This window comes from Pseudomonas sp. AU12215, assembly GCF_001675465.2.
GTDB lineage: Bacteria > Pseudomonadota > Gammaproteobacteria > Pseudomonadales > Pseudomonadaceae > Pseudomonas > Pseudomonas nitroreducens.
Genome location: NZ_MACM02000160.1, coordinates 70948 through 92094 on the forward strand (window position 1 = coordinate 70948; position 21147 = coordinate 92094).

Consider the following 21147-nt stretch of genomic DNA (forward strand, 5'->3'; position numbering starts at 1 on the left):
GCCCCAAGCAGCCAACCCATATCAACTCGAGGCCTGACGTCGATGGTCTTCCAAAGCATCATTGAGCTAAGAAACTCCTTCGTTACCCAAAACGAAAAGCGAAAGAAGGATCCCTTTCAGCCTGCAATCCGGTCGAAGGGTGAAAAAGCCAAGAACCGCCGAAAACGGTGCCGGTAGCCAGGCGAGAGACATGACCACATCAACTCCTGATCTACAGCTCCCAAGCGAGCAAATGATTCGAATCCCTGTTGACGAGCGCCTGCCTGCAGTGGGGCAGCCAGTTTGGCTTTTCGAGCCAGGTAGAGAGCCTTGGCTTGGCGGCCGCGGTGAGGATGGAGGCGAATGGTTCTGGGGGAGCTGTAACGACTCGCTATACCTGAGCGAGAAAGGCACTTGGGCTTGCAGTGAATTACTCATCGATGATGACTACCAGCCGACCCACTGGGCGAACTTCCCCATGCCTTCCTGGCACGCTAGCCCGCAATAGAGGATCAAAGATTGAAATTCAAAACCCTTTCCACGCTACTACTATCGACTGCAATGCTTGCCGGCTGCGATCACCCGAACAAACCTGATGTAACGATACTTCCGGGGGTCGTACTCACGGTGAAGGTGAACCACATCGGGGACACGCTGATCGGCGAGTTCCTTCCCGCCACATCAACCCAAAGCATCTTTGAACAGGTCCAGGCATCTGTAAGTGCAGAGCTCATTAAGGGCAAATGCGCTGTAGGCTTTCCTCTGACGTGGGACGCCAAGTCGAAACGGCACTATGCCTCTGTCGGAGTTATTAGCTGCGACGGCATTGAGCGAATCGAGGCCCCGGTAACTCTGGTGGAAAGCTCCACCCGCATGAATGGTCTTCCAGGGCTAGCCCTAGGCGACGAGATTTTGGTTCTCTTTACAAAGCAGACCCACGTCAAGTAGATCAATGCTTGCTCCCTGACCAGGAAGCACACTCTCCGGCGACACCATCCCCTGATAACTGACACTACCAGCGGCGCGCTGCATCATTGAGATCAGCGCGCAGCTCGGTTAGCCTCGTCTGCTCTGGTCGCCATACCAGGCTGCGGAATAGCCTCGTCATTCCGCTTTTCTGTAGACGTCCGAAGGGCATCCCTCGCAGGCTAGAAGCCTACCTACACGATTTCCTGATGGAGACTCACGATGAGCAACCAGGAAGTGATCCTCAAGCAGTCCGCCATCCCCCCTGCAGAGTTCAATTTCGATCTTTTGCTCGGAGGCATCAAGAGTGCCATGGAGGGAGTCAAGTCTCGCGACCTCTGGATGATCAGCACAGAGGACATCGAGAAGCTCCATGTTCTAGAAGGCCTTAATGTCCGAATCAAGGACAAGGCTCTCCAGGAGCATATCCGCGACCTCGCAAACAAGATGAAGGCCGAGGGCTTCAAGGCCTCTAAACCACTTGAGGTCATAGTCCTGGAAGAAGGCGGCGAAAGCCGCTTGGTTGTCACCGACGGTCACTGCCGCCTGGCCGCCGTCAAAATTGCAATTGAAGAAGGTGCAGAGATCAAACAGATCCCCTGCATCGCGCTCCCCTCAAAAGGCACTTCTCTTCAGGACCTGGTCGCCGGCCTAGTGACCAACAACACTGGGAAGCCACTGACTACTTACGAGACGGCGCTAGTCTGCAAGCGCCTGTTTAGCTATGGCTGGAAGGAAGCACAGATCGCTGAGCGACTTGCCTTTGGCGAAGCCTATGTGAACATGTTGCTGGAGTTGGTTTCCGCCCCGCTGTCGATTATCACCATGGTGCAAAACGGCGAAGTGGCGGCCACCTTTGCAGTCGAGATGATGCGCAAACACCGCGGGAAAGCTGTAGAAATTCTCAGGCAGGGGCTCACATCCGCCAAGGCCTCCGGTAAAAGCCGCGTCACCAGTAGTTATCTACCCGGTGCGGCTCTGCAAAAGCTGGTTAAGCGCCAGGCTAGCAGCCTTTATGAGGCCGCTAAATCCATCACCCAGGATCCTGGCTACAAGCGGCTCTCGAAGGACACCCGCACAAAACTGGACCAGCTGCTGGCCGATATCGCTGAAAGGGAAATAGCCCTCGACGAGAAGCTAAAAAAGAAAGGCGCCGTTGAACCTGGGAAGGAAACGGAAAGACAGACACGCAGGCCGTGATACACGGGCTGCGCTAGAACAGGACCACGTGTAATGGGGCATGAAGAACGAGTCTCTTACTCACTGCAGATCGCCGACAACAACTCTGCCGTTTGGATCCACTGCAGCGACGGATCTACGGTTGGGCGGTTTGGGCGGATGGGGGTTGACCTGCACAACACGATCACCGAGATGATGGAGGGATCCCCACAGTGCCGGCTATGCACTCATGGCATGCCCAGCCTTGCCGACTGGGAACTTTTCAGAGAAAAAGTCAGGGAGTGGTGGGGAGTAGATGTACCAGAAGACGCATTCGACCCTGCATTGCTCAGGGGTGGTAGTAAAACTAAAGCCTAACGCGGGCACACCATTAAAAAAGCCCGGCCGAAGCCGGGCTTTTCAGTTCTACCTGCAGGCGGTTTAACCCAGCAGCAAGGGTGCAACTCCCATAATGCCTACTAGGAACCCCATCACCCCTAGAACACCTCCCATCACACCCAGGCGGATGGATAGCCGGATTCCCATATCAGGGTGCTGCCAGAACCAACGGTAGATTTCAAAACTGGAGGCCCTTCGAACCTCCAGCTTTACCTCCCGATTGAAGCGAACGCCGAGAACGTCCACTGCATCGTAGTCGACAGCGATGCCTTTCTTCACGATGGACAACGTCCCTGGGTTTCCCATCGCATAGCGCAAAACCCGAGCACCATTTTCTGGATTTCGGATGATAAGCGGCTCACGACGGAAGAACCGGGATTTGTCCTTTCGCTTAGAGTCAATGTTGCCGTTATGAAAGCGGACTATCGAGTGCTGAAGCCCACAATCCTCCTGAGGAAGCTGCGTGACGATTTCAACTTCCATGATCACACCAACTTGCCAGACAAGCCGGCAGTTGCGTGGTGGACGATAATCGACGACGGAGTAAACCGAGGATTGAACCAGATCGCACGGCCCTCGAAGGCATGGAAAATCCAGCCTCCAAACTGGGCTCGGTGAGATGCAGCAGCAGCCAAGGTTTCGAAACCGCAGAAGAGAGCATCGGATTGATGAGACATGATTTGTACCTCCAAGTAGAACTTGCAGGCACATCCACCCTACCGGGGGGATATGCCCGGCAGGCGGTTGACATCTTGAGCAACAACTCAAGAACTTATCCTGTCCTTTCGCAAAGACAGGGGTTGGCGATAGCCCCCTAAGACATTGTCTAACTGGAGCAGCGCGGGAGCAGACTAGAGAAAAGGCCTCCAGAATCCTGGAGAGCCCTTCCCAGGGCTTGATTCCCTAGGGTTGAGATTGCTGGCTTATGGTCCAGCTACCATCTTGGTTGCAGTGCAAACTGCGCCCAAAATTAGATCCGTCGATAACAGGACGGGGCAGGATCGCTCGATGATACATCCGCGCGAAGGTCTTTCCTACACCCTCACACCACTCTCACTCAAGCACGTGCGGAGTGCTCCTCTGCCCCACCACTGCTGGGCCGACTAGCGTGTATCGGGACCCTACAGCTCTACGGGAATACTCGCCCTTGTAGTACCGCGCTGCTCGAAGCTGTCTGAAAAACCAGCCGCGGTAGTACGAGTCTGCAACCTCCCGATCCGCCACCACCACGGGAATAGCATTTTGGAGGTGGTAGCTTGTCAGCCTTTGATCTGCCCCCTTCCCTTCAATCTTCGGAGTAGAGCCTTCCGGGAAACCAGGTGCAAGCTTGTCACCATCTGTGGCCAGGTTGTACACCCCAATTGCACCGACTAATTTCAGTGCCTGGTATTGGATTGCCGCTTCTGTATCAGAGAGAGAAATGCCACCGGAGTACTTGCCCACCTCTCGCTTGAAATCATCAAGGCTTCGGCTGCTCAAGAGGCTCGGCAAATCGTGCTCGCATAGGAGGGTTCTAGAATAGGAACTCTCATCCGCTCGATAGGTGATCGACAACCACCGTTCTTCAGGTTTCTGCCCTGAATAGGCTCTACTGCCGCACCCCGCGTACCGGCAAAGCTCGGCATAAACATGCTCATGCCTTACCTGGTCGGTAAGCCAGGTAACCAGAAGACTTGGCAACGCCACTCCGCCAATTTCGAAGCCCAGCGGCAAGGCTAGGATGAAGCTTTCAAACGGCAATTCGTAGCCGGCTGACGAGTCCATCCTGAAATGGGCAGTCCGAAGGTTCCCGAGGAGATCATGTGACGGAAACAGTGTAACGGCCTCCTGTAGGCCCCAGAAATGCTCCTCGGCCAACACCATCCAAGTATTGCTTCCCACCCCGGCCTCACCACCGTCCAGCAACCTTTTCAGGATGTCTTGGTCACCCATGCGCTTAGCAATAGCTGCAGGCATTTTCGATCGTGCCTGCTTCACCAGCTTGTTCAATGCAGAGGGGTAGATGCTGTACCGAGCTTTTTTCTCCTGGCGCATGCCAGCTTCCTTTGGGCGTTGAGACGAAGGACCTTTGTGCTTCTGAACGAACACGGCAAGCGGGAATTCTACCTCCCCGCCCTTAAGTGCACGTGTTTTCTCACAGACCTGAACCAGTTGCAGTTTTTGGATCAGTGGGAAGCTAGGTGTGAGTCAACGCCTACCACACCCTGACTGCAGATCCCAAACATGAAAGCCCTCGAGTCCTATAAGACACCAGCCTGGATGGCTCCGTACCAGCGCGGAGAGCGCAACGGCTACGCACAAAGCGTCATGGCCTATGCCGAATACTACGGAACGGACGGAAGCGCTGACATGGATGAGTCCGTAGAAGAGCGCCTTCCATACCAACCTGGGCCGATGGTTTCTTACGCCAGCAGAACAGGGACTAAGAGAAATCTTGCTGAGCTTCGCGCTGCAGGCTGGAGGTTACTCGTCTCTGCCAAAGGTGCGCTTCGCACAGAGGGCTTTAGATATGCACTGGATAACGGTGCATGGACTGCCTTTACCCAAGGCGAGCCGTTTGACGAAATTGCGTTTGGGAAGGCCGTTGACCTGCTCGGCGTGGGTGCTGACTGGATCGTACTGCCCGATATCGTCGCCGGCGGTATGCCTTCGCTAGAGTTTTCCCTCCGTTGGCTTGAACGGCTGAAGGGGATTCCTACGAAGCTACTTCTCGCAGTCCAAAACGGCATGGAGCCGGATGATGTTCGAGAGTACTTATCGCCGGCGGTTGGCTTGTTCGTTGGGGGTTGCACTGACTGGAAGCTGGCCACCGTCAACTCTTGGGGCGCCTTGGCCCGCCGGAGATGTTGCCACCTACATGTAGGCCGAGTGAACAGCGCCAAGCGCATCGCGCTGTGTGCCGCTGCAGGGGCCAACTCAATAGACGGGACAAGCGCTACACGCTTCGCAAACACCCTTCCCAGGCTTTCGGCCGCAGTCAACCACACACAGTCGCAGAGGGACATGTTCTGCCCTTCTGCCGGCCGGCTTGAAGAAACCCCATTCGACTGCAATTGGCCAGCCCACGTGCCCAACGCCTAGACAACGAAACGTCGAGCACCTGCACCGGGGCGAATTGCCCCCTAGTTCCACTAGCCATCCGTGAAAATCACTTCTACTCAGCATCTTTAGGTACGACCATGAACCAGATAGCCGAAATCCCCAACGAGCTTTCCCCTGTAGAGCAAAAGCGCAGCCGGAAAATGGGGGATAGCTCGATCATTCGGACAATCCCCAAACTTCTGGAAGCTTACGCCTGGAGGCAGGACGAAAAGGCTCGGGAAATTTGCCTGTCACTCCTCGATGCGACCGAAGTGGCGCACCCCGTTGTCCACAAGCAGCTGACGAAGCTACTCCGAGTATCAACTCTGAAACCCTCTGCGTTGCTCACCGTCCCGAAGGATCTCGTTGTTCTCGAACAGCCGCAACTTGCACTCAAGAATGTGGTTCTCAGCCCACATGTAGAAGAAGAGATATCGGGCCTTATCGCAGAGACGCTACGAAGCGAAGAGCTAGCCGCTTACGATCTGCAACCCCGACATCGGGTACTGCTTCATGGTGAGCCAGGCAACGGGAAAACGATGCTGGCCGAAGCGCTGGCAAGCGAGCTTGAGCTGCCTTTCCTTCGTGCAAAATACAGCGGTCTAGTAGACAGCTATATGGGTGGTACCGGCAAGAATATCGATAAGTTGTTCGAATACGCGGCCACGGCGCCGTGCGTGCTTTTTCTGGACGAGTTCGATGGCGTCGCGATCGCACGTGATGGGGCTCGAGATGTCACAGAAATGCGCCGCGTAACAAACCAACTCTTGATCTCGTTGGATCAGCTCCCAGCTCACTGCCTTTTTGTCGCAGCCACTAACAGCCAGCAGCTCGTCGACAAGGCTATCTTGCGTCGCTTTGACCTATCGCTGGAGATCCCGAGCCCCGACACAGATATGCGTAGCCGAACCGCCAGCATCGAGCTTTGTACATCCCGGACACCAGGCAACGATGTTCGCCACCTGATAAGCACGGTAGCTGAGCTGAAACTGAAGAACCTGTCGGATGTAGTCAATCTCTGCCGCCGTATCAGGCGCGATCTCGTCCTCAACCAAGGCCGCGGAATTGACAGCCTTATCGCCTCGGCACGCTAGGGGTGGTGGTGAATAGGCTCACTCATGCAGCCCTCTGTGAGGTGGCTAGAAAATGGCTGCTTCGGCCCAACAGCAAGCAGGGGCATGGGTGCCATGTCGCGCTTACGGAATGCCGCTCCGGAGATACCGGTGAAATGCCTGATGCAATCGGGTTTCGAGCAGTCACCGATGAAACCGAAACCGTACTGGTCGAGGTAAAGGTATCGAGGGGCGATTTCCTCGCGGATGCCAGGAAACCCCACAGAGAGGCTGGTAACGGAATCGGGCTTTTCCGCTACTACATGTGCCCGGCCGGGCTGATTTCCCCAGACGAGGTTCCTGAACGATGGGGGCTTCTCTGGGTGGACCAGCGAGGAAGGATAGAGCCGAAACTTGGTCCAGTGGCGCTATCGAAGAATAGCGGAACGTTTGCAAAAGCTAGCGAGCCCTGGAAGCACCAAAGGAACCTGGCAAGAGAAACCTGGATGTTAGTGAGGGTCATGGCCAGGATCGACGATCCTGACAAAGTGAAAAGGACCATCAATCAGGCTATTCGCGAGAAGGAGCGGCTGGTGAAGCTCTGTAACGCCCAGGCAGACGAGATCAGGGCCCTTAAGGCTCCCCCTTCCTCCATCGCGAACATCGAAGAGTTACAAGTCGCCATTCGAAGCAAGGTTCGCTCTTCAAGTGACCGCCTACCTCCAGAGCGCCGTGCCATCGATCGTTGCGCTCTTGGGGATTAACGGTACCGTCGTGACATACGATTGGAGATACTGAAAATGAGCGTACCGCCGAACTCTGGCCAACCAATGGACTGGCATAGCTGCAACGAAATGCGGACCCAACCGAAGGCCTGGTATTGGGCTGAATTCCCTGGGGCGTGGGTCTGGTACTGCCCTGTAAAACACATGACTCGATGCATCGACCATGGCGACACCCTATGGCATGAACCCCTCTCCAAGCGCTATTACGGTCCCTGGCTGCAGCCTGAACCAACAGGTAAACAGCCAAGTGAGATCGAAATTGGCCGGCTTCCAAAAGTGAGCCCTGTGCATGCAGTGGCCCTCAAAGGCATTGACGATGGGGAAGTTTGGTCGATTGTGCCCGGTACCGCGGGCTCAAGCCTGGAGTCAGCAATTAGCACGGCTATCCAGCTATCCCTGGCCGGTGATGAAGAGACCCAATATACGGCTATCGAGATCAGGGCTGACGGGGTCTATCCGGTCGGCGACATGCAATGGGGCGTACATGAAATCTGAACAGCTGCTGAAGACAGATCTAGCGATGGAGCAAATCGCCCCATGAACATGGAACTAGCATCTGCCCTAGTCAAAACCCTGCCCCGCGGGAGCGATCGCCTTTTCAATCCCTGGACCGACAGATGCGTGCATGACAGCCAACTAAACGGGCCGGAGGAACGCCTTACCAGGCTAGCCCAGCACCTATCATGCACCGCGAGTCTCATCTTGGTTGGGGAGGCCCCTGGCTATCAGGGAGCTCGCTACTCAGGCGTTGCTTTCAGTAGTGAGAAGCTACTGATCGATGGTGCGATACCACGCGTAGATGCGGCACCTGGCCGTCTTACGGATCGTTGGCTGCCGTATTCCGAACCGAGCGCCACCATCGTATGGAAGAACCTCTACAAGCTGGGTTTGGCCGAGAACACCGTTCTTTGGAACGCACTGCAGTTGCACCCCTTTAGAGCTGGGGAGCCGAAGTCCAACAGGACGCCTACGCCAGCAGAACTCGAGCTCGGCCACGCTGCGATTCGAATTCTGCAGGAAGCATTCCCCCTCGCCCGGTGGGTGGCAATTGGAAAAAAAGCAGAAGGACTTTTGGCTGCCGCCGGAGTGAATGCAGCCGGAGCAGTGCGTCATCCTGCCAATGGCGGAGCCACTCTCTTTGCCGAGGGCCTGGCCGAACTCACCGCCTGGGAGGAGTGATTGCAATCCATCTGCAGCCGCCCTATGTCAGCGGGAGGGCGACTTGTCCGCTGACCTCATAATGAAAGTGACTCCAGCAACCAGCACCCATACGGTCAATATCTGATCCATGAAGTAGAGACCTGGTGCCCACCGAAATGACAGCCCTAACGGCTCTGTAACCACCATCAGGACCGCAAACATCGCTTGGCGTGGCGCCCCGTCTTCCCCATGCCCCATTAGCGCAGAGAAAATCCCAAAGTGAACAACTGCCATCAGCGCAGCAGTCGCTCGCCCATCACCAGGGGCAAAATAGGTGCAGAGACCTATGATCACACCCGCCAAGATCACCAAGGCCAACCGGGCCCCAGCAGACAAAGTGGATAGCCCCTCGCCACGATGCTTAAACGTCAGCACGAGCCATGCATGACTGCAGATCGATAATAGGAAGTTACTGACGGCTAACACCCTCAAAAGACCTCTCTTTTACGAAGAACGGCAATCGGAGCTGGATGGCTGAAGTCGGTAGCCCTCAAAGTTACACGAGGTAGCTCCCATTTCTCGCCAGTGGGCGACGGCTTCTTGAATCCCTGGAAGAATTCCACTCCCAGCTAGATCGACAGCCAACTCAGTGAACTCATCGATGCCCATGAAGGCAGTTAGAAAGGGGCGCCCATCCTTGTCCTCTGCCAGGCACTGGAGGGTATGTTCAATCGCCTCCTTCCATCGTGAATGGCCCTTAAGCCAATCCAGAACCCTCTGAACTACCTCACCTTCGCTCACGGCGAACTCGATCCCCTCTATGGGATACTCGCACTTCAGGAGGTTGGCGTTGTTAAGCCTTTTAGCTAAATCGACCATGACTGGATCGTCGATCTTTCCCTGTACGGTGGGATAGAAAGCAAGCGGTTTGCTCGCGTCAATTTGGTTGATCGTGCCCATCAGCTTCTCCAGTTTCAAATGGTTCAAACACAGTGACTATTGTCGTGAACCATATTGAAAGAGAGCACGTAATCCGCCCCTCTTCCTGGGCACTTCAAGCCACCGTCCAACTTTCCCGCAGATCGGACATTCCAAGTCTGGATAGGGACGAAGTGCCTTCGTCGACATCCCAAAACTGGATTCAAATGAGAAAAAGCAGGACGTTGTTCGACCCCACAACAGGGTCGGACTGGACCTTTCTGGATCCAATTTGATGCGAAGGTAGTGCGAGATCGGTAGCGGCTAAGACCGCCTGCATTACCCATCACGCACAAAGGACCCGCTTAGGCGGTACATCTATGTCAGTAGGTCATGCTCGAGGAATTCTCGGCTGGAGCGATTTGGTTCGCAACCTGGTCGCCAAGGAAATCAAGGTTCGTTACATGGGAGCCGTGCTGGGCTTTGCCTGGTCCCTTGGCAACCCTCTTGTAGTCACCCTCACCTACTACGCGGTCTTCACCTTCATCCTGCCTAGCGGGCAGGACAGGTTTGCTCTTCACCTGGTCACGGGCGTGGTGCACTGGATGCTTCTGCAGCAGATCATCACTCAGAGCTGCGAGTGGTTGATCAACAATCACACCCTGATCCAGAAGCTCCATTTTCCTCGGTTGCTCCTGCCTGTCTCTGGCGCCCTCACCGTAGGCGTTTTCTGGACAGTTGCCTTGGCAGTCTACTGGGCACTTTTCCCTCTTCTTGGGGGCGTCGTAACACAGGCCCTGATTTGGTACCCAATTGTCCTGGCCTCATTTATCGCGCTGGTGGTTGGTACGGGCCTCGCCCTAAGCGTTCTTCAGGTTGCTCATCGAGACATCAAACACTTGGTTGATGTTTTTGTCCCCCTGCTCTTCTGGTTCACGCCGATCGTTTGGGTAACGACAAGCCTACCCGCTGAAGTACGGAACATCGTCGCTTACAACCCGGTTGCTCCCTTCTTCAATGCCTTCTCTTCGATCCTCCATCAGGGGGTCGCGCCTGAGCCTTTTCAACTGCTGCTTTGCATCACTCTCGGCCTGGGCGCACTGGCAACAGGCCTCGCAGTCTTCAAGAAGGCTGACAGCGTAGTGGAGCATCTATGAGTCAGGTAGTTCTCAGGGCCGACGGGCTCAGCAAGCAGTTCGTGCTTCGACATAACCGGGGCGGCTTGAAGCAGAAACTGGTGGGGATGTTCAATCCCAGATACCGGGAGCGGAAAGAAAAATTCCACGCCGTTTCAGACGTCAGCTTCACCCTCTCCAAGGGCGAGTCACTGGCGTTAATCGGCCATAACGGGTCCGGCAAGAGCACGTTACTGCAGCTGGCCAGCGGCATCCTGAAACCTTCGTCCGGAAGCGTTCAGAGCACAGGCCGAATCGCACCTTTGATTGAACTTGGCGTTGGTTTTCACCACGAGCTCACCGGCGCTGAAAACATCTATCTGAACGCGAGCCTCTACGGCCTGAAGAACAAAGAGACTCGAGCTCGCTTCAACCGCATCGTCGACTTCTCTGGACTGGGCGACTTCATCGATACGCCGGTGAAGAACTATTCGTCGGGCATGTACATGCGGCTGGGGTTCTCAGTCGCCGTTCATGTGGATCCGCAAACCCTGCTCGCAGACGAGGTTCTTGCCGTCGGCGACGCCGAGTTTCAGGGGAAGTGCTTCCAGCGCATTCGCGACATGCAGGACGAAGGCATGGCCCTGGTGCTTGTAACTCACTCCCATGACCAAGCAAGGCACTTCTGCCAGCGCTTCCTGACGCTGGAGAAAGGTCGGGTCGTGGATCAGGGCCACCTGTAGATCTTCAGTCCCTTCCCTCTTCATCGTCACTTCAAGGAGTAGTTAAGTGCTGCAAATCATCGTTCCCATGGCCGGCGCAGGTAGCCGCTTCGCAAATGCCGGTTATCAAGACCCGAAGCCGCTAATCCCGGTGCATGGCGTACCCATGATCAAAGTTGTTATCGACAACAACACCCCGGAGCGAGACCACAAGTTCATCTTCATCTGCCAGGCCAAGCACGTCGCCCAGTATGGTCTCCGAGAAAAACTCTCCTCATGGGCTCCCGGCTGCGAGATCGTCGAAATTGATGACCTGACAGAGGGTGCAGCCTGCACGGTGCTCAAAGCCAAACATCTGATCGACAACGATCACCCAACAATGATCGTCAACTCTGATCAGTACTGCGATCTCGACATCAACGACTACCTGCAGGCTATGGACGACGCCGGCGCCGACGGCCTCATCATGACCATGAAAGCAGATGACCCCAAATGGTCGTTTGTAGGTTTCGACGAACAAGGCCTGGTCAACAACGTGGTCGAGAAGGAAGTGATATCGGACGAAGCCACCGTCGGCATCTACAACTTCCGCTCCGGCAAACAGATGGTTTCCGCGATGGAAACCATGCTTGCAAAGGAGCTTCGTGTGAACGGCGAGTTCTACGTCGCTCCGGCATACAACGAAATCATCGGTGCCCAGGGCAAGGTCATCCATTACAGCATTGGTTCTGAAGGCAATGGTATGTATGGCCTCGGCATTCCAGCCGACCTGAACCTGTTCCTGTCACTGCCAGTGAGCCATCGCGCTACTTCGGCGAAGGCAGCCTGATCATGCAGATCATTAGCCACCGCGGTTACTGGAAGGAAAAGTGCGAGCGAAACCAGGCAGTCGCCTTCAAGCGGTCTTTCGACCTAGGCCTGGGCACTGAAACAGACGTCCGTGACATTGCAGGAAAACTGGTGATCTCGCACGACATGCCCTCGGGGGACGAGCTCACCCTGGACGACCTGCTTGACATCATGTCAGGCAGGAATCTGCCCTTGGCCATAAACGTGAAAGCAGACGGCCTCGCCCATGCCTTAAAGGCTAAGTTCGAGGACCGTGGCCACACCAACTGGTTCGTCTTCGACATGGCGGTACCGGACATGCGCAGCTATCTCGAGTTGGGCATTTCCACCTACACACGCATGTCCGAAGTGGAGCAGCAGCCTGCATGGCTGGACCGCTCTACGGGCGTCTGGCTCGATGGTTTTGAAGGCGAATGGTACTCCAATGACCAGATCACCTCTCTCCTCGATTCAGGCAAGCGAGTCTGCATCGTCTCCCCAGAACTTCACTCTCGGCCGCCATTGGCTCTGTGGCAGCAGATCCAGGAAATCCAGGACGCCGAGAAGCTGATGATCTGCACCGACCTACCCGAACAACTCTCCAGCTACAGGAACTGAACGATGGCCATCAAAGCAGTTATCACCGATATGGACGGAGTGCTTATTGACGCTCGCGACTGGCACTACGAAACCCTAAACCGTGCGCTCGCGCTGTTTGGGTACAACATTTCTCGCCATGAGCACCTCACGTCTTACGATGGCCTTCCGACTGCGAAAAAGCTGCACATGCTGACCGCAGAGAAAGGGTTGCCGCAGGCACTCCATCGATTCATCAACGAAATGAAGCAAGCGTACACAGCCGACACGGTAACCCTGATGTGTCGCCCTACCTTCAACCATCAGTACGCCCTGTCGATGTTGAAGACCCGCCACGGCATGAAGCTCGCGGTTGCATCTAACTCTATCCGTGCGACCGTGAACCTGATGATGGACAAAGCTCATCTGAGCCAATACCTGGACCTGCAGCTTTCGAACGAAGACGTTGCCCAAGCCAAGCCGGCCCCCGACATCTATCTGAAAGCGATGGAGATGCTTGGTGTTTCTCCGGATGAGACGCTCATCCTCGAGGACAACCCCCACGGTATTGCGGCAGCAAAGGCATCTGGAGCGCACGTGTTAGTGATCGGTGAACCCGCAGACGTGACCTACCAAAACATCATCGCCCGTATTGCCGAGATCGAAGGGGCAAACGTGAAAAACGTGGTGAATCAATGAGCGACCTGAACATCATCCTTTTGGCCGGCGGAAAGGCCGCGATCGACGCACAGCGCAACACAGGTGAGTACCCGGATTTTCTGACGGAGCACGGAAGCACAACCTTGTTGGAGACCCTGATCAACAAGTGTGCAGAGCTGAACCCGAAAAAGATCATCTGCCTGTTCTCCAGCGCAGACACCACCAAGTACCACTTGCGAAACCTCGTGAGCCAGCTCAGTCCCGTAGCATCCGTCATCCCTGTTCATGACAAGACCATGGGCGCTGCATGCACTGCTCTACTGGCCAGTGGCGAGGTCGACAACGACGAGGAGCTGCTCATCATGGGCTCGAACGAGTACCTCGACGTTTCCCTGGAAACCATCGTCAGCAACTTCCGCGCAGTCGATGCCAAGGCTGGGGTGGTCACCTTCAACTCGATTCACCCGCGTTACTCGTTTGTTCGGCTGGACGATCGCGGCGACGTGATCGAATCCACGGAGAAAAATCCGATCAGCAAGAACGCCATTGCCGGCACATTTTGGTTCAAGCGGGGGAAGCACTTTGTCAGTGCCGCAAAGAACCTGATTCGAAAAGACACGAAGGTCGACGAGAGCTTCTACATCGCACCAGCGCTGAATGAACTCGTCCTCAGCGGCTTGCGTATTGCCAGCTACAAGATCGATGCCGAGCAGTACCACCCCCTGAAAAGCCCAACGCAAATCCAGGCTTACGAGATGGGGGCAACTCGATGAAAACTGCACGTATCGAGAACATGACCAAGGGCTGGTTTGTGGGGGCCTTCTCCCCCACTGCACATCATACGAACAGCTGTGAAGTCGCCCTCAAAACCTACAAGGCCGGCGAAACCGAGGAAGCTCACTTCCACAAGATCGCTACCGAGACCACGCTGATCGTGTCCGGCAAGGTTGAGATGTGCGATCAGGTCTGGGGGCCTGGCGATATCGTTGTGCTCGAGCCAGGCGATATCACCGCTTTCCGTTGCCTTGAAGATACCGTGACCGTTGTCGTCAAGGAGCCCGGTGCTCTAAACGACAAGTACCTGGTGGGCGAGTAACAGCATGCAGAAGACCACCCATCTACAACACCATCCTCGGCTGGGGTACTCCCATTCGAAACACTTGCGGGATCTACCTGCGGCTGTAACCGAAATGTACCCCTGCGATCGGCTCATATCGTTCAGGTTGCTGCCTGGCCGTAAGCCGGACACGGTCGTTCGCAAGCTCCACGCTGCAGATCGCCCCTTGGGGATCTACGATGGTGGCTCACTCTGTTTTTACGGCGTGCAAAGCGATTCGCCCCTAGCTCCTTTGCTGCTTTGGGACGCCGCACACTTCTTGGCAGTCGGCCAGCAGATCACCATCGTTGAGGATTCGCCAGTCGGCTTCTACTTGGACCGTGAATACTTCCAGGCCGGGCTGAAAGTGGTACGCCAGGACGGTACCGTCGCTGTGTTCGAGAAGGTGGCCAAACTACCTGCAGAGACCGACGACGACCTAGACAGCTGGACATTCGGAATTCCAGTTGGTCCCGAGGACGCGACCGTGCTAAATGCGGTGGTCAAGCGCATCCTGGAGATCGACATCCCTAACAAGGAAATCGTGCTCTGCGGAAAACCTGGGGCCAACTTCGCCTATAGCGACCATGTTCGGATCGTGGGCGAAGACATCACTGCCCCTCCGGTGCAGATCTGCAAGAAGAAGAACAGGCTGGCTCAGGAAGCCAAGCACAACAACCTGGTCATCCTGCATGACCGAGTGTTTCTACCAAAACACTTCGGAGAAATGGTGCGCCGCTTTGGTCCGCGCTACCCGCTCATGACCTTGCAGAGCATGTTCTTCGACAACCGCCTGAACATGAGCCCAAGACGCTATTCCGACTACGGCATGGCCATGGGAGAAATCGGCCAGGGGCTAAAGGGCTTGCACCGAAGCTCCGGCGAAGCCGTTTCAATTGCGCCCTCCATCTTCACTGAGATCGAGCGTACGGGGTTCTGCTTCGCCAGTCCCATGCGCTACAACAAAGACACCAGTTATCCAACCGGCTCGATGTACATATGCCGCAAGGAGGTCTGGAATGCATTCCCTCTGGATGAGTCGTTGCTTTGGGTCGAGTTCGAGGATATCGAGCAAGGTATTCGCGCCTCCAAGGGTGGCGTTCCATGCCGCGTGAACCCTCACGGAATTAGCCAGACGGTGACAACACGCGCCCTCCTCGGCGTACCGTCTCCAGTGGAGACAGCTGACGGTCAATTGGCTAAGACAGGCCCTGCCTACCTTTCGCCATTGCCTAAGAAGCCTCTATTCAAGGTTTCTACCGATACAGCCCTGGCGAAACTGCGCCAGTTCGCTGCCATGTATCACCTTAACCCGAACGCTACGCAGATCCCGACTGGCCTGAAGAAGATCAGTGCGCGCAACTGGGTAAGCCTTGTGAACTCTGTAGTTCAGCAGGCGAGTTTCCCAAACACCCAGGATGCGGTTCATCGTTTCATCGAAGATTACGAGCGGATGGTCCTCCTCGATCAGCTTCCAAACACTCAGAAGGAAGCGCTCTATCTGCGATTCCTGGAAGACCCTGCCGAGGCCAAGCGCATGTTGGTCATCAACAGCAGCGAACTGCGCAACATGCTCTATCAACGTCCGCGGCAGTCTTGGTTCTACACCGAGTTGCGCGAGTTCTTTCATGGCCGCAAGGCGTCACTTCCCGGCATCCTGCTATCTGCCATCAGCGTTTACCTGAAAAACGGCTCCGTTTTCTACTTCACCAGCCTGCCGGCTGCGGTGCGCTCCATCTACAACTCGACTCCCTTCAAGTCATACACCGAGGCGCCCAAGTGAAGATCTTCGTTGTCTCCCAGTACGCACTTGCCCCAAAAGCCCAACCGGGGGCGGGATCGCTGACGTCCCTCATACAGCAGCTAGCCTGTGTCGAGGTTGCAGATACCAACGCAACCTCTGTGGTTGCAGTCTCGGACACCTACAACCTTGGAGTCGTGACTTCCATCGCTTCGGACGATATTGCCGCCTTCGTTCTGGACGATTTCCGCGACCAGCGTCAGCAATCTGTGAATGACGTGGTCTGTATCGACAGCAACGTTCTTGCCACCAAGCTGAACAGGAACACCTGCAGTTGGGTAGCCATCGACTTCGAGCAGAACCTTCCAGTCAACTCGACCGATCTGATCCGGAAAATCTCCCGGTACGCTTTCATGGGGCGGGCGCTGCAGGACAAAAACCTGGTACTCCTGGTCCCGCCTCTGTACGTAGGTTTCTACGCCAGGTCAGTTAACGAGGCATTCAACAACCTTCCTGTCAGCAGCATCGAGATCGCCCGTTCTGGCCAGACAAACATGCTTTTCATGTCCACGACGATGGAACGAGTGATCCTGAGCCTACCCCTGCTCACTGGCCCAATTCGCCGGCTAAATCATCTGTTCATGCACGTCTACCAGCGCTTGGTCAGACCTGCATAAATCGGCAAAGCCCAAAGGAACGATTGAATGCAGCGAAGAACCTTCGTCAGTGGCCTGCTACTTCTAGGTGGCGGTCTAGCCGGTCACTACCTGACATCAAGCATATCTGGGGCGGCCGGGGGCGCGGTCATGGATCCCAAGCTTTTCGCCCAGGCAACAAGCGGGCTCAAGCTGCAGTACCTCTCTCAAGAAATGCTGCTCAAGATCTTCAGTCGGCAGGTTGCTGAAGCTGACCGAAGGCAGTTAGTGGCTGAGATCATCAACCACAACCGCAATCTGTTTGTGAAACAGGCCTATGAGCGCCAGCACGGCGTACCTGGCTTCTACCGAGTCATCGAGTAACTCATGCACGTTAAGACACTGATCATTGGAAACGGCTTCGCAGGACGCACTGTTGCACGATCACTCGCAGGTGAATGCCTCATCGTAGAACGAGGCGAAAAGTTCAACATCTTCGAGCGCCGCCAGCGCTTTATGCAGATGGAGAAATCCAATCGTCACGATGCCTTGATCCGCCGATCGTATGAGTCCAAACACGCCTTCAATGTGCCTGACAAATTAGGGGCGGACTGCGCTAGCGAATACATTTTGGTGGATGGCGGGTGCTCAAACCACTGGGGTGGTTTGAGCTTTCGTCTCTCTGAGTACGTTTTCAGTCAAAGCGAGTCCGACTTCCCCTGGCCGTTCACGCCCAGCGAGATGCAGCCCTATTACCGCACTGCGGAACAGCTCCTGCGCATCAGTGCAGACGCAAAAGATCCTGACGACCGAAACCCTGTCTCCGAGATCAAGGGAGCCTCAAAGTGGCACGAGGCACTGGGGAAGTACTTTCCTGAGGCTTACATCGGGGCCCAAGCTCATAACCTCTCGATGGATGGAACAACTACCCAGGGCCATTGCATGGGCGCCGGCGACTGTGAGTTGTGCCCTATGGACGCGAAGACCAGATCGCTGCATGTCCATTGTGGTGCTGAAGTACTGAATGGCGTAATGGTCGATCGTCTTCGGTTTGAAAACGGCCGCGCGGTGGAAGCCAACTGCTCAACCGAAGATGGCCCTTTGAGCATTACTTTTGACCAAGTCGTGGTCGCTGCTCACGGGGTGGAATCATTCAAGCTCCTGTGCAAAAGCGATCTGCCGCCTGAGGTCCCTCGTGATCTGCTCGGACATCACTATCAGGACCATGCCGTCGCAGAGCTGGCCTGCATCATTCCTGGGGCCAAAGTGCCTTTCTTCGAGGTCAACACTGCAGCCCAAGTGGTCATCCCCGAGCTATCAGGTGCCCATGCAGGAATCGAGTACACCACGCTGGCGCTAATGACACCTCCAAGCGAATCTGCCGTAGCCGCTGCCCTGGATCTTGCCAAGATCAACCAGTGGAAGCTTCAGGAAGCGATCGCGGAGATGGGATCGGTCATCAGCCTCTACGTGCTACTGGAAATTCCGCCTGAATGGGACGTCTCCATGTCCTATGCCGAAGGCAAGTTGAATGTGGACATGAGCGGGTACCACCAGAACAAAGTGCGGTACAACCAAATCATCGCCGACATCAATGCCAAGCTGAAGTCGCTAGGCGCTGTTCCACTACCGGGAGCTGAGCAGAAGCACTATCTAAACGCGGCCGGCACCCACCACCTGGTGGGGATGCTTGGAATGGGCAACGGGCCTCGTGCAGTAGTCGCACCCGACTTCAAGCTCAAGGGCACTGACAACGTGTTCGTTGCTGGTTCGGCGCTTTTCCCCCGCTGCGGCTCTCGCAACCCCACTGTCACAGTGATTGCTCTCAGCCTGATGCTTGGCGAGCAATTGAAGAGCAACGTCAACGCAACGATCGCGCGGGGCTGATGCGATGCGAATGATCGAGCCGGGGCTGATCAGCGTAGTGATCCAGGGCCCTTTGTACCGAAAGCTCTCTTCCACCCGAGGCATTGAGGCCTGCATTGCTTCTATTCGCAGGCACCTCCCTGGAGCAGAAGTGATCGTTTCGACATGGCCTGACGAGGATATTTCTGGATTGGATGCAGATCTGGTCCTGCAGTCCAAGGATCCTGGGCCTATGCGAGATTGCTCTGGAAGCGTCCTGAATACCAACCGTCAACTGGTTTCCACGAAGGCGGGGATTCAGGCGTCGACAAGACCCTATGTCATGAAATTCCGGGCAGACCACAATCTCACATCACCGACCCTGGCAAGCTTGGGAGAGTATGCCGGCAGCGCAAGTCATGGTCGCCTCTTCGCCCAGCCGCTGACCATCACTAACCTGTTCATCCGTAACCCAGCACGCTGCCCCATGCTGTATCACATAAGTGATCTTGTCATTTTCGGCACACGGGAAGACATGCTGAAGTTCTGGGACTTGGACATCTTTTCCTATGAGGAGATTTTCAATCCAAAGCCGAACTTGAACCCCTTCGGCAACTACCTCGGCTACAGCGCCATGAAGATGATCCCTGAACAGTCCTACATGATTGCGCTGTTGCGCAAACATGGACTTGAGGTCGACATTGACCATCCCTGCCAGGTTCGATCTGCTGACCTCGCTCTGTGGGAGTCGGTGCTTCATGCCGATTTCCGCACCCTCGAATGGAGAGCTTCTGGCGTCGATTTTCCAGAGCGCTTCATGAACAACGGCTACTCCATGAACACCCTCTATGGAGTCAAGGATATCCGCAATGCAGCTGAGCTCGGCCCGACTGGACGCCGCCTGCGACGTGCACAAGTGTGGGTGAATCAGTACCTGCTGAATTGTTTGCGCTTGGCGTGGTGGGTTTCTTTCGCATCCATCGTTCTCTTTGCGACCTCGCCGTCCTTGGCAAAGCGCGTGAGATCCGTATGGAAGATGCTCCGTGGGGTCACTCATCCAAACCCTGAGAAGAATTGAACCCGCTCTTCCTGATACCCCTACGCTGACAGCTTAAAGGCTCGGTCGATCTGTGGGTTCAGCCAGAAGCCCTGACGGTCACGGAAAAGCTCAGCCCCTGTGCGGATGTGCTGAAGCATCAGCTCACCAGACATCCATGCTCTTCCAAGGAGCTCGGCCGCCAGCGACGTCATGTTTCTTCCTGCCCAAGGGTCTACGACCATGTCACCCTCTTCCGTCAAAAAGCGGATGAGGAATTCTGGGATGCTGAAAGGCATCGGAGCCCCATGGGTTGGCAGACCAAGCTCTTCCGCAATACGGCGATGCTGCAGGCCGTAAGAGCAACGATGCCCGCGGGTAATCACATTCTTCGGTATGGTGCCGGCAGTGGCATTGCCAAAGCTACCCGGCTTGATCCTGTACGCCCCATCGCCGTAGTTGGTGTAGCGGTTCTCCCCGCCCTGCTGAATGAGCTTGAGATGCCGCTCTTTGTGAGCCTGGAGCACCCGGTTGTTATTCGCCTTGCACTTCAGGGGATTCTTCACAAACCAGAGGACCGGCTCATACCCCACATTGAGCTGTTGACGCGAGCGGCTAGCCCAGAGCACCGGACCGGGTGCTTTGGAGGGGTTATCCCATATCAGCCTATCCATCAGATACAGCCCAAACCGATCGCAGATCTCGAGCGTCAGGCGCTCAAGGTAGGTCGATCTGGCGGGCATACCCGTGAGGAAAATGTCGTTTGAAACGTTCAGCACAAGGCTGCCGTCCTCAGCGAGCGCTTCGATGATGGGTTCGAGGGTGTCACAGATGTACTGGACGATCTCGCGCTCTTCAGGATTACCGTAAGCCCGCGGCCGCGATAACGGGTATGGCGGCGAACTGAAGCAAAGGCTTACTGGTACCGTGAGGCGCTTGAAGATATCGCCACTCGGCCCCCATATTGCCAGCCCGAGGTCTGTACGAAACCCGAGTACCTTCACACCCGACTTTGCAGCATTGAGATCGCGTTTTGCTTCCTGGGTGAGTCGCCACACTCCCCTTTCACCGTGAACACGCTCAATCAGCCCCAGGCGTTTCATTTCCTGCTGGGCCCAACGGATTGAGCGCTTCGCAATGCTGTGCCTTTCACCGCTAGCGCCTACTGGTACACGCTCGTTTATCGTGGACTCGGAAACGCCAAGCTTGCTCGACACAAGCTTGTACAGTGATTCATTCGAGAGAGGAGTGTCAGGGGATGATTTGTAGATATCGGCGAGCTGATCAATGCCGAACAGGTCGCCCTGCCCTGGCGACCCAGCGCCTTTTGCGCGTAACGATCTCATCGCGGACCCTTGAGTTAGAGATGCTGCTTCATCTGCAGCGATAACCAAAAGTACCGCGTCTTGCCAAAG

Annotated in this window: 24 protein-coding genes; 19 read left to right on the forward strand and 5 right to left on the reverse strand. The window is 55.7% G+C overall.

What is annotated here, in order from left to right; all coding sequences use genetic code 11:
* Positions 1 to 498 precede the first annotated feature (498 nt).
* Positions 499 to 927: a hypothetical protein gene (locus A9513_RS25115; RefSeq protein ID WP_065327866.1), complete on the forward strand. Its 429-nt coding sequence runs from the start codon at positions 499 to 501 to the stop codon at positions 925 to 927.
* Between the two features lie 240 nt (positions 928 to 1167).
* The gene (locus A9513_RS25120) at positions 1168 to 2145 is read left to right on the forward strand and encodes a ParB/RepB/Spo0J family partition protein (RefSeq protein ID WP_065085873.1); all 978 of its coding nucleotides are present in this window, start codon (positions 1168 to 1170) and stop codon (positions 2143 to 2145) included.
* Between the two features lie 399 nt (positions 2146 to 2544).
* Here the strand turns inward: A9513_RS25120 and A9513_RS25130 are convergent, their stop codons facing one another.
* The 3 genes from A9513_RS25130 to A9513_RS25135 form a co-directional block, all read right to left on the reverse strand.
* On the reverse strand, positions 2545 to 2985 hold the full coding sequence (locus A9513_RS25130) for a hypothetical protein (RefSeq protein ID WP_065085940.1): 441 nt from the start codon (positions 2983 to 2985) through the stop codon (positions 2545 to 2547).
* 2 nt (positions 2986 to 2987) lie between these two features.
* Positions 2988 to 3179 (reverse strand): hypothetical protein, encoded by a 192-nt coding sequence (locus tag A9513_RS35825; RefSeq protein ID WP_141678521.1) that lies wholly within the window; start codon positions 3177 to 3179, stop codon positions 2988 to 2990.
* A gap of 376 nt (positions 3180 to 3555) precedes the next feature.
* The gene (locus A9513_RS25135) at positions 3556 to 4536 is read right to left on the reverse strand and encodes a hypothetical protein (RefSeq protein ID WP_065085874.1); all 981 of its coding nucleotides are present in this window, start codon (positions 4534 to 4536) and stop codon (positions 3556 to 3558) included.
* A 189-nt stretch (positions 4537 to 4725) separates the two neighbouring features.
* Between A9513_RS25135 and A9513_RS25140 the strand changes: the two genes are divergently transcribed.
* From A9513_RS25140 to A9513_RS25160, 5 genes are all read left to right on the forward strand, one after another.
* The gene (locus A9513_RS25140) at positions 4726 to 5583 is read left to right on the forward strand and encodes a hypothetical protein (RefSeq protein ID WP_083196214.1); all 858 of its coding nucleotides are present in this window, start codon (positions 4726 to 4728) and stop codon (positions 5581 to 5583) included.
* Positions 5584 to 5681: 98 nt separating this feature from the next.
* On the forward strand, positions 5682 to 6677 hold the full coding sequence (locus tag A9513_RS25145) for an AAA family ATPase (RefSeq protein ID WP_065085876.1): 996 nt from the start codon (positions 5682 to 5684) through the stop codon (positions 6675 to 6677).
* A 134-nt stretch (positions 6678 to 6811) separates the two neighbouring features.
* A complete protein-coding gene (locus A9513_RS25150; protein WP_065085877.1) occupies positions 6812 to 7399 on the forward strand; it encodes a hypothetical protein in 588 nt (195 codons plus the stop codon).
* A gap of 36 nt (positions 7400 to 7435) precedes the next feature.
* Complete coding sequence (locus A9513_RS35830) at positions 7436 to 7915, forward strand: hypothetical protein (RefSeq protein ID WP_141678522.1); 480 nt, start codon at positions 7436 to 7438, stop codon at positions 7913 to 7915.
* A gap of 48 nt (positions 7916 to 7963) precedes the next feature.
* Positions 7964 to 8599: a uracil-DNA glycosylase gene (locus A9513_RS25160; RefSeq protein ID WP_368036335.1), complete on the forward strand. Its 636-nt coding sequence runs from the start codon at positions 7964 to 7966 to the stop codon at positions 8597 to 8599.
* A 465-nt stretch (positions 8600 to 9064) separates the two neighbouring features.
* Here A9513_RS25160 and A9513_RS25170 read toward each other — a convergent pair whose 3' ends face one another.
* Positions 9065 to 9520 (reverse strand): hypothetical protein, encoded by a 456-nt coding sequence (locus A9513_RS25170; RefSeq protein WP_065085881.1) that lies wholly within the window; start codon positions 9518 to 9520, stop codon positions 9065 to 9067.
* Between the two features lie 338 nt (positions 9521 to 9858).
* On the opposite strand from A9513_RS25170, the gene A9513_RS25175 reads away from it, so the two are divergent.
* The 12 genes from A9513_RS25175 to A9513_RS25230 are packed head-to-tail and all read left to right on the forward strand — an operon-like array spanning position 9859 to position 19774.
* Positions 9859 to 10635, forward strand: coding sequence for an ABC transporter permease (locus A9513_RS25175; protein ID WP_065085882.1), 777 nt, complete (start codon positions 9859 to 9861; stop codon positions 10633 to 10635).
* On the forward strand, positions 10632 to 11336 hold the full coding sequence (locus A9513_RS25180) for an ABC transporter ATP-binding protein (protein ID WP_065085883.1): 705 nt from the start codon (positions 10632 to 10634) through the stop codon (positions 11334 to 11336). Before A9513_RS25175 ends, A9513_RS25180 begins: the two co-directional genes overlap by 4 nt.
* Before the next feature lie 46 nt (positions 11337 to 11382).
* A complete protein-coding gene (locus tag A9513_RS25185) occupies positions 11383 to 12144 on the forward strand; it encodes a glycosyltransferase family 2 protein (RefSeq protein WP_065085884.1) in 762 nt (253 codons plus the stop codon).
* Between the two features lie 2 nt (positions 12145 to 12146).
* A complete protein-coding gene (locus A9513_RS25190; protein WP_065085885.1) occupies positions 12147 to 12761 on the forward strand; it encodes a phosphodiesterase in 615 nt (204 codons plus the stop codon).
* Positions 12762 to 12764: 3 nt separating this feature from the next.
* Positions 12765 to 13418, forward strand: coding sequence for an HAD family phosphatase (locus A9513_RS25195; RefSeq protein WP_065085886.1), 654 nt, complete (start codon positions 12765 to 12767; stop codon positions 13416 to 13418).
* Positions 13415 to 14152 (forward strand): glycosyltransferase family 2 protein, encoded by a 738-nt coding sequence (locus A9513_RS25200; RefSeq protein WP_065085887.1) that lies wholly within the window; start codon positions 13415 to 13417, stop codon positions 14150 to 14152. Before A9513_RS25195 ends, A9513_RS25200 begins: the two co-directional genes overlap by 4 nt.
* Entirely contained in the window at positions 14149 to 14475 is a 327-nt protein-coding gene (locus A9513_RS25205; RefSeq protein WP_065085888.1) for a cupin domain-containing protein, read from the forward strand. Before A9513_RS25200 ends, A9513_RS25205 begins: the two co-directional genes overlap by 4 nt.
* Before the next feature lie 4 nt (positions 14476 to 14479).
* Positions 14480 to 16258: a hypothetical protein gene (locus A9513_RS25210; protein ID WP_065085889.1), complete on the forward strand. Its 1779-nt coding sequence runs from the start codon at positions 14480 to 14482 to the stop codon at positions 16256 to 16258.
* Positions 16255 to 16893, forward strand: a complete 639-nt coding sequence (locus A9513_RS25215) for a hypothetical protein (RefSeq protein WP_065085890.1) — start codon at positions 16255 to 16257, stop codon at positions 16891 to 16893. The genes A9513_RS25210 and A9513_RS25215 overlap by 4 nt, the downstream gene beginning before the upstream one ends.
* A gap of 27 nt (positions 16894 to 16920) precedes the next feature.
* Positions 16921 to 17235 carry a hypothetical protein gene (locus tag A9513_RS25220; protein WP_065085891.1) on the forward strand — a complete coding sequence of 105 codons (315 nt, stop codon included), beginning with the start codon at positions 16921 to 16923 and terminating at the stop codon, positions 17233 to 17235.
* A gap of 3 nt (positions 17236 to 17238) precedes the next feature.
* Complete coding sequence (locus A9513_RS25225; protein WP_065085892.1) at positions 17239 to 18738, forward strand: GMC oxidoreductase; 1500 nt, start codon at positions 17239 to 17241, stop codon at positions 18736 to 18738.
* A gap of 4 nt (positions 18739 to 18742) precedes the next feature.
* Positions 18743 to 19774: a WavE lipopolysaccharide synthesis family protein gene (locus A9513_RS25230; RefSeq protein WP_065085893.1), complete on the forward strand. Its 1032-nt coding sequence runs from the start codon at positions 18743 to 18745 to the stop codon at positions 19772 to 19774.
* Positions 19775 to 19794: 20 nt separating this feature from the next.
* Here the strand turns inward: A9513_RS25230 and A9513_RS25235 are convergent, their stop codons facing one another.
* Positions 19795 to 21078: a site-specific DNA-methyltransferase gene (locus A9513_RS25235; RefSeq protein WP_065085894.1), complete on the reverse strand. Its 1284-nt coding sequence runs from the start codon at positions 21076 to 21078 to the stop codon at positions 19795 to 19797.
* Positions 21079 to 21147: the final 69 nt, after the last annotated feature.

Bases quoted from the DNA above. Each gene is read 5' to 3' on its own strand.
- A9513_RS25150 (WP_065085877.1), top strand. From the start codon at position 6,812: ATGCCTGATGCAATCGGGTTTCGAGCAGTCACCGATGAAACCGAAACC.
- A9513_RS25175 (WP_065085882.1), top strand. From the start codon at position 9,859: ATGTCAGTAGGTCATGCTCGAGGAATTCTCGGCTGGAGCGATTTGGTT.
- A9513_RS35830 (WP_141678522.1), top strand. From the start codon at position 7,436: ATGAGCGTACCGCCGAACTCTGGCCAACCAATGGACTGGCATAGCTGC.
- A9513_RS25140 (WP_083196214.1), top strand. From the start codon at position 4,726: ATGAAAGCCCTCGAGTCCTATAAGACACCAGCCTGGATGGCTCCGTAC.
- A9513_RS25160 (WP_368036335.1), top strand. From the start codon at position 7,964: ATGGAACTAGCATCTGCCCTAGTCAAAACCCTGCCCCGCGGGAGCGAT.
- A9513_RS25200 (WP_065085887.1), top strand. From the start codon at position 13,415: ATGAGCGACCTGAACATCATCCTTTTGGCCGGCGGAAAGGCCGCGATC.
- A9513_RS25120 (WP_065085873.1), top strand. From the start codon at position 1,168: ATGAGCAACCAGGAAGTGATCCTCAAGCAGTCCGCCATCCCCCCTGCA.
- A9513_RS25180 (WP_065085883.1), top strand. From the start codon at position 10,632: ATGAGTCAGGTAGTTCTCAGGGCCGACGGGCTCAGCAAGCAGTTCGTG.
- A9513_RS25135 (WP_065085874.1), bottom strand. From the start codon at position 4,536: ATGCGCCAGGAGAAAAAAGCTCGGTACAGCATCTACCCCTCTGCATTG.
- A9513_RS25210 (WP_065085889.1), top strand. From the start codon at position 14,480: ATGCAGAAGACCACCCATCTACAACACCATCCTCGGCTGGGGTACTCC.
- A9513_RS25225 (WP_065085892.1), top strand. From the start codon at position 17,239: ATGCACGTTAAGACACTGATCATTGGAAACGGCTTCGCAGGACGCACT.
- A9513_RS25170 (WP_065085881.1), bottom strand. From the start codon at position 9,520: ATGGGCACGATCAACCAAATTGACGCGAGCAAACCGCTTGCTTTCTAT.
- A9513_RS25235 (WP_065085894.1), bottom strand. From the start codon at position 21,078: ATGAGATCGTTACGCGCAAAAGGCGCTGGGTCGCCAGGGCAGGGCGAC.
- A9513_RS25195 (WP_065085886.1), top strand. From the start codon at position 12,765: ATGGCCATCAAAGCAGTTATCACCGATATGGACGGAGTGCTTATTGAC.
- A9513_RS25145 (WP_065085876.1), top strand. From the start codon at position 5,682: ATGAACCAGATAGCCGAAATCCCCAACGAGCTTTCCCCTGTAGAGCAA.
- A9513_RS25230 (WP_065085893.1), top strand. From the start codon at position 18,743: ATGCGAATGATCGAGCCGGGGCTGATCAGCGTAGTGATCCAGGGCCCT.
- A9513_RS25220 (WP_065085891.1), top strand. From the start codon at position 16,921: ATGCAGCGAAGAACCTTCGTCAGTGGCCTGCTACTTCTAGGTGGCGGT.
- A9513_RS25130 (WP_065085940.1), bottom strand. From the start codon at position 2,985: ATGGAAGTTGAAATCGTCACGCAGCTTCCTCAGGAGGATTGTGGGCTT.
- A9513_RS25190 (WP_065085885.1), top strand. From the start codon at position 12,147: ATGCAGATCATTAGCCACCGCGGTTACTGGAAGGAAAAGTGCGAGCGA.
- A9513_RS35825 (WP_141678521.1), bottom strand. From the start codon at position 3,179: ATGTCTCATCAATCCGATGCTCTCTTCTGCGGTTTCGAAACCTTGGCT.
- A9513_RS25205 (WP_065085888.1), top strand. From the start codon at position 14,149: ATGAAAACTGCACGTATCGAGAACATGACCAAGGGCTGGTTTGTGGGG.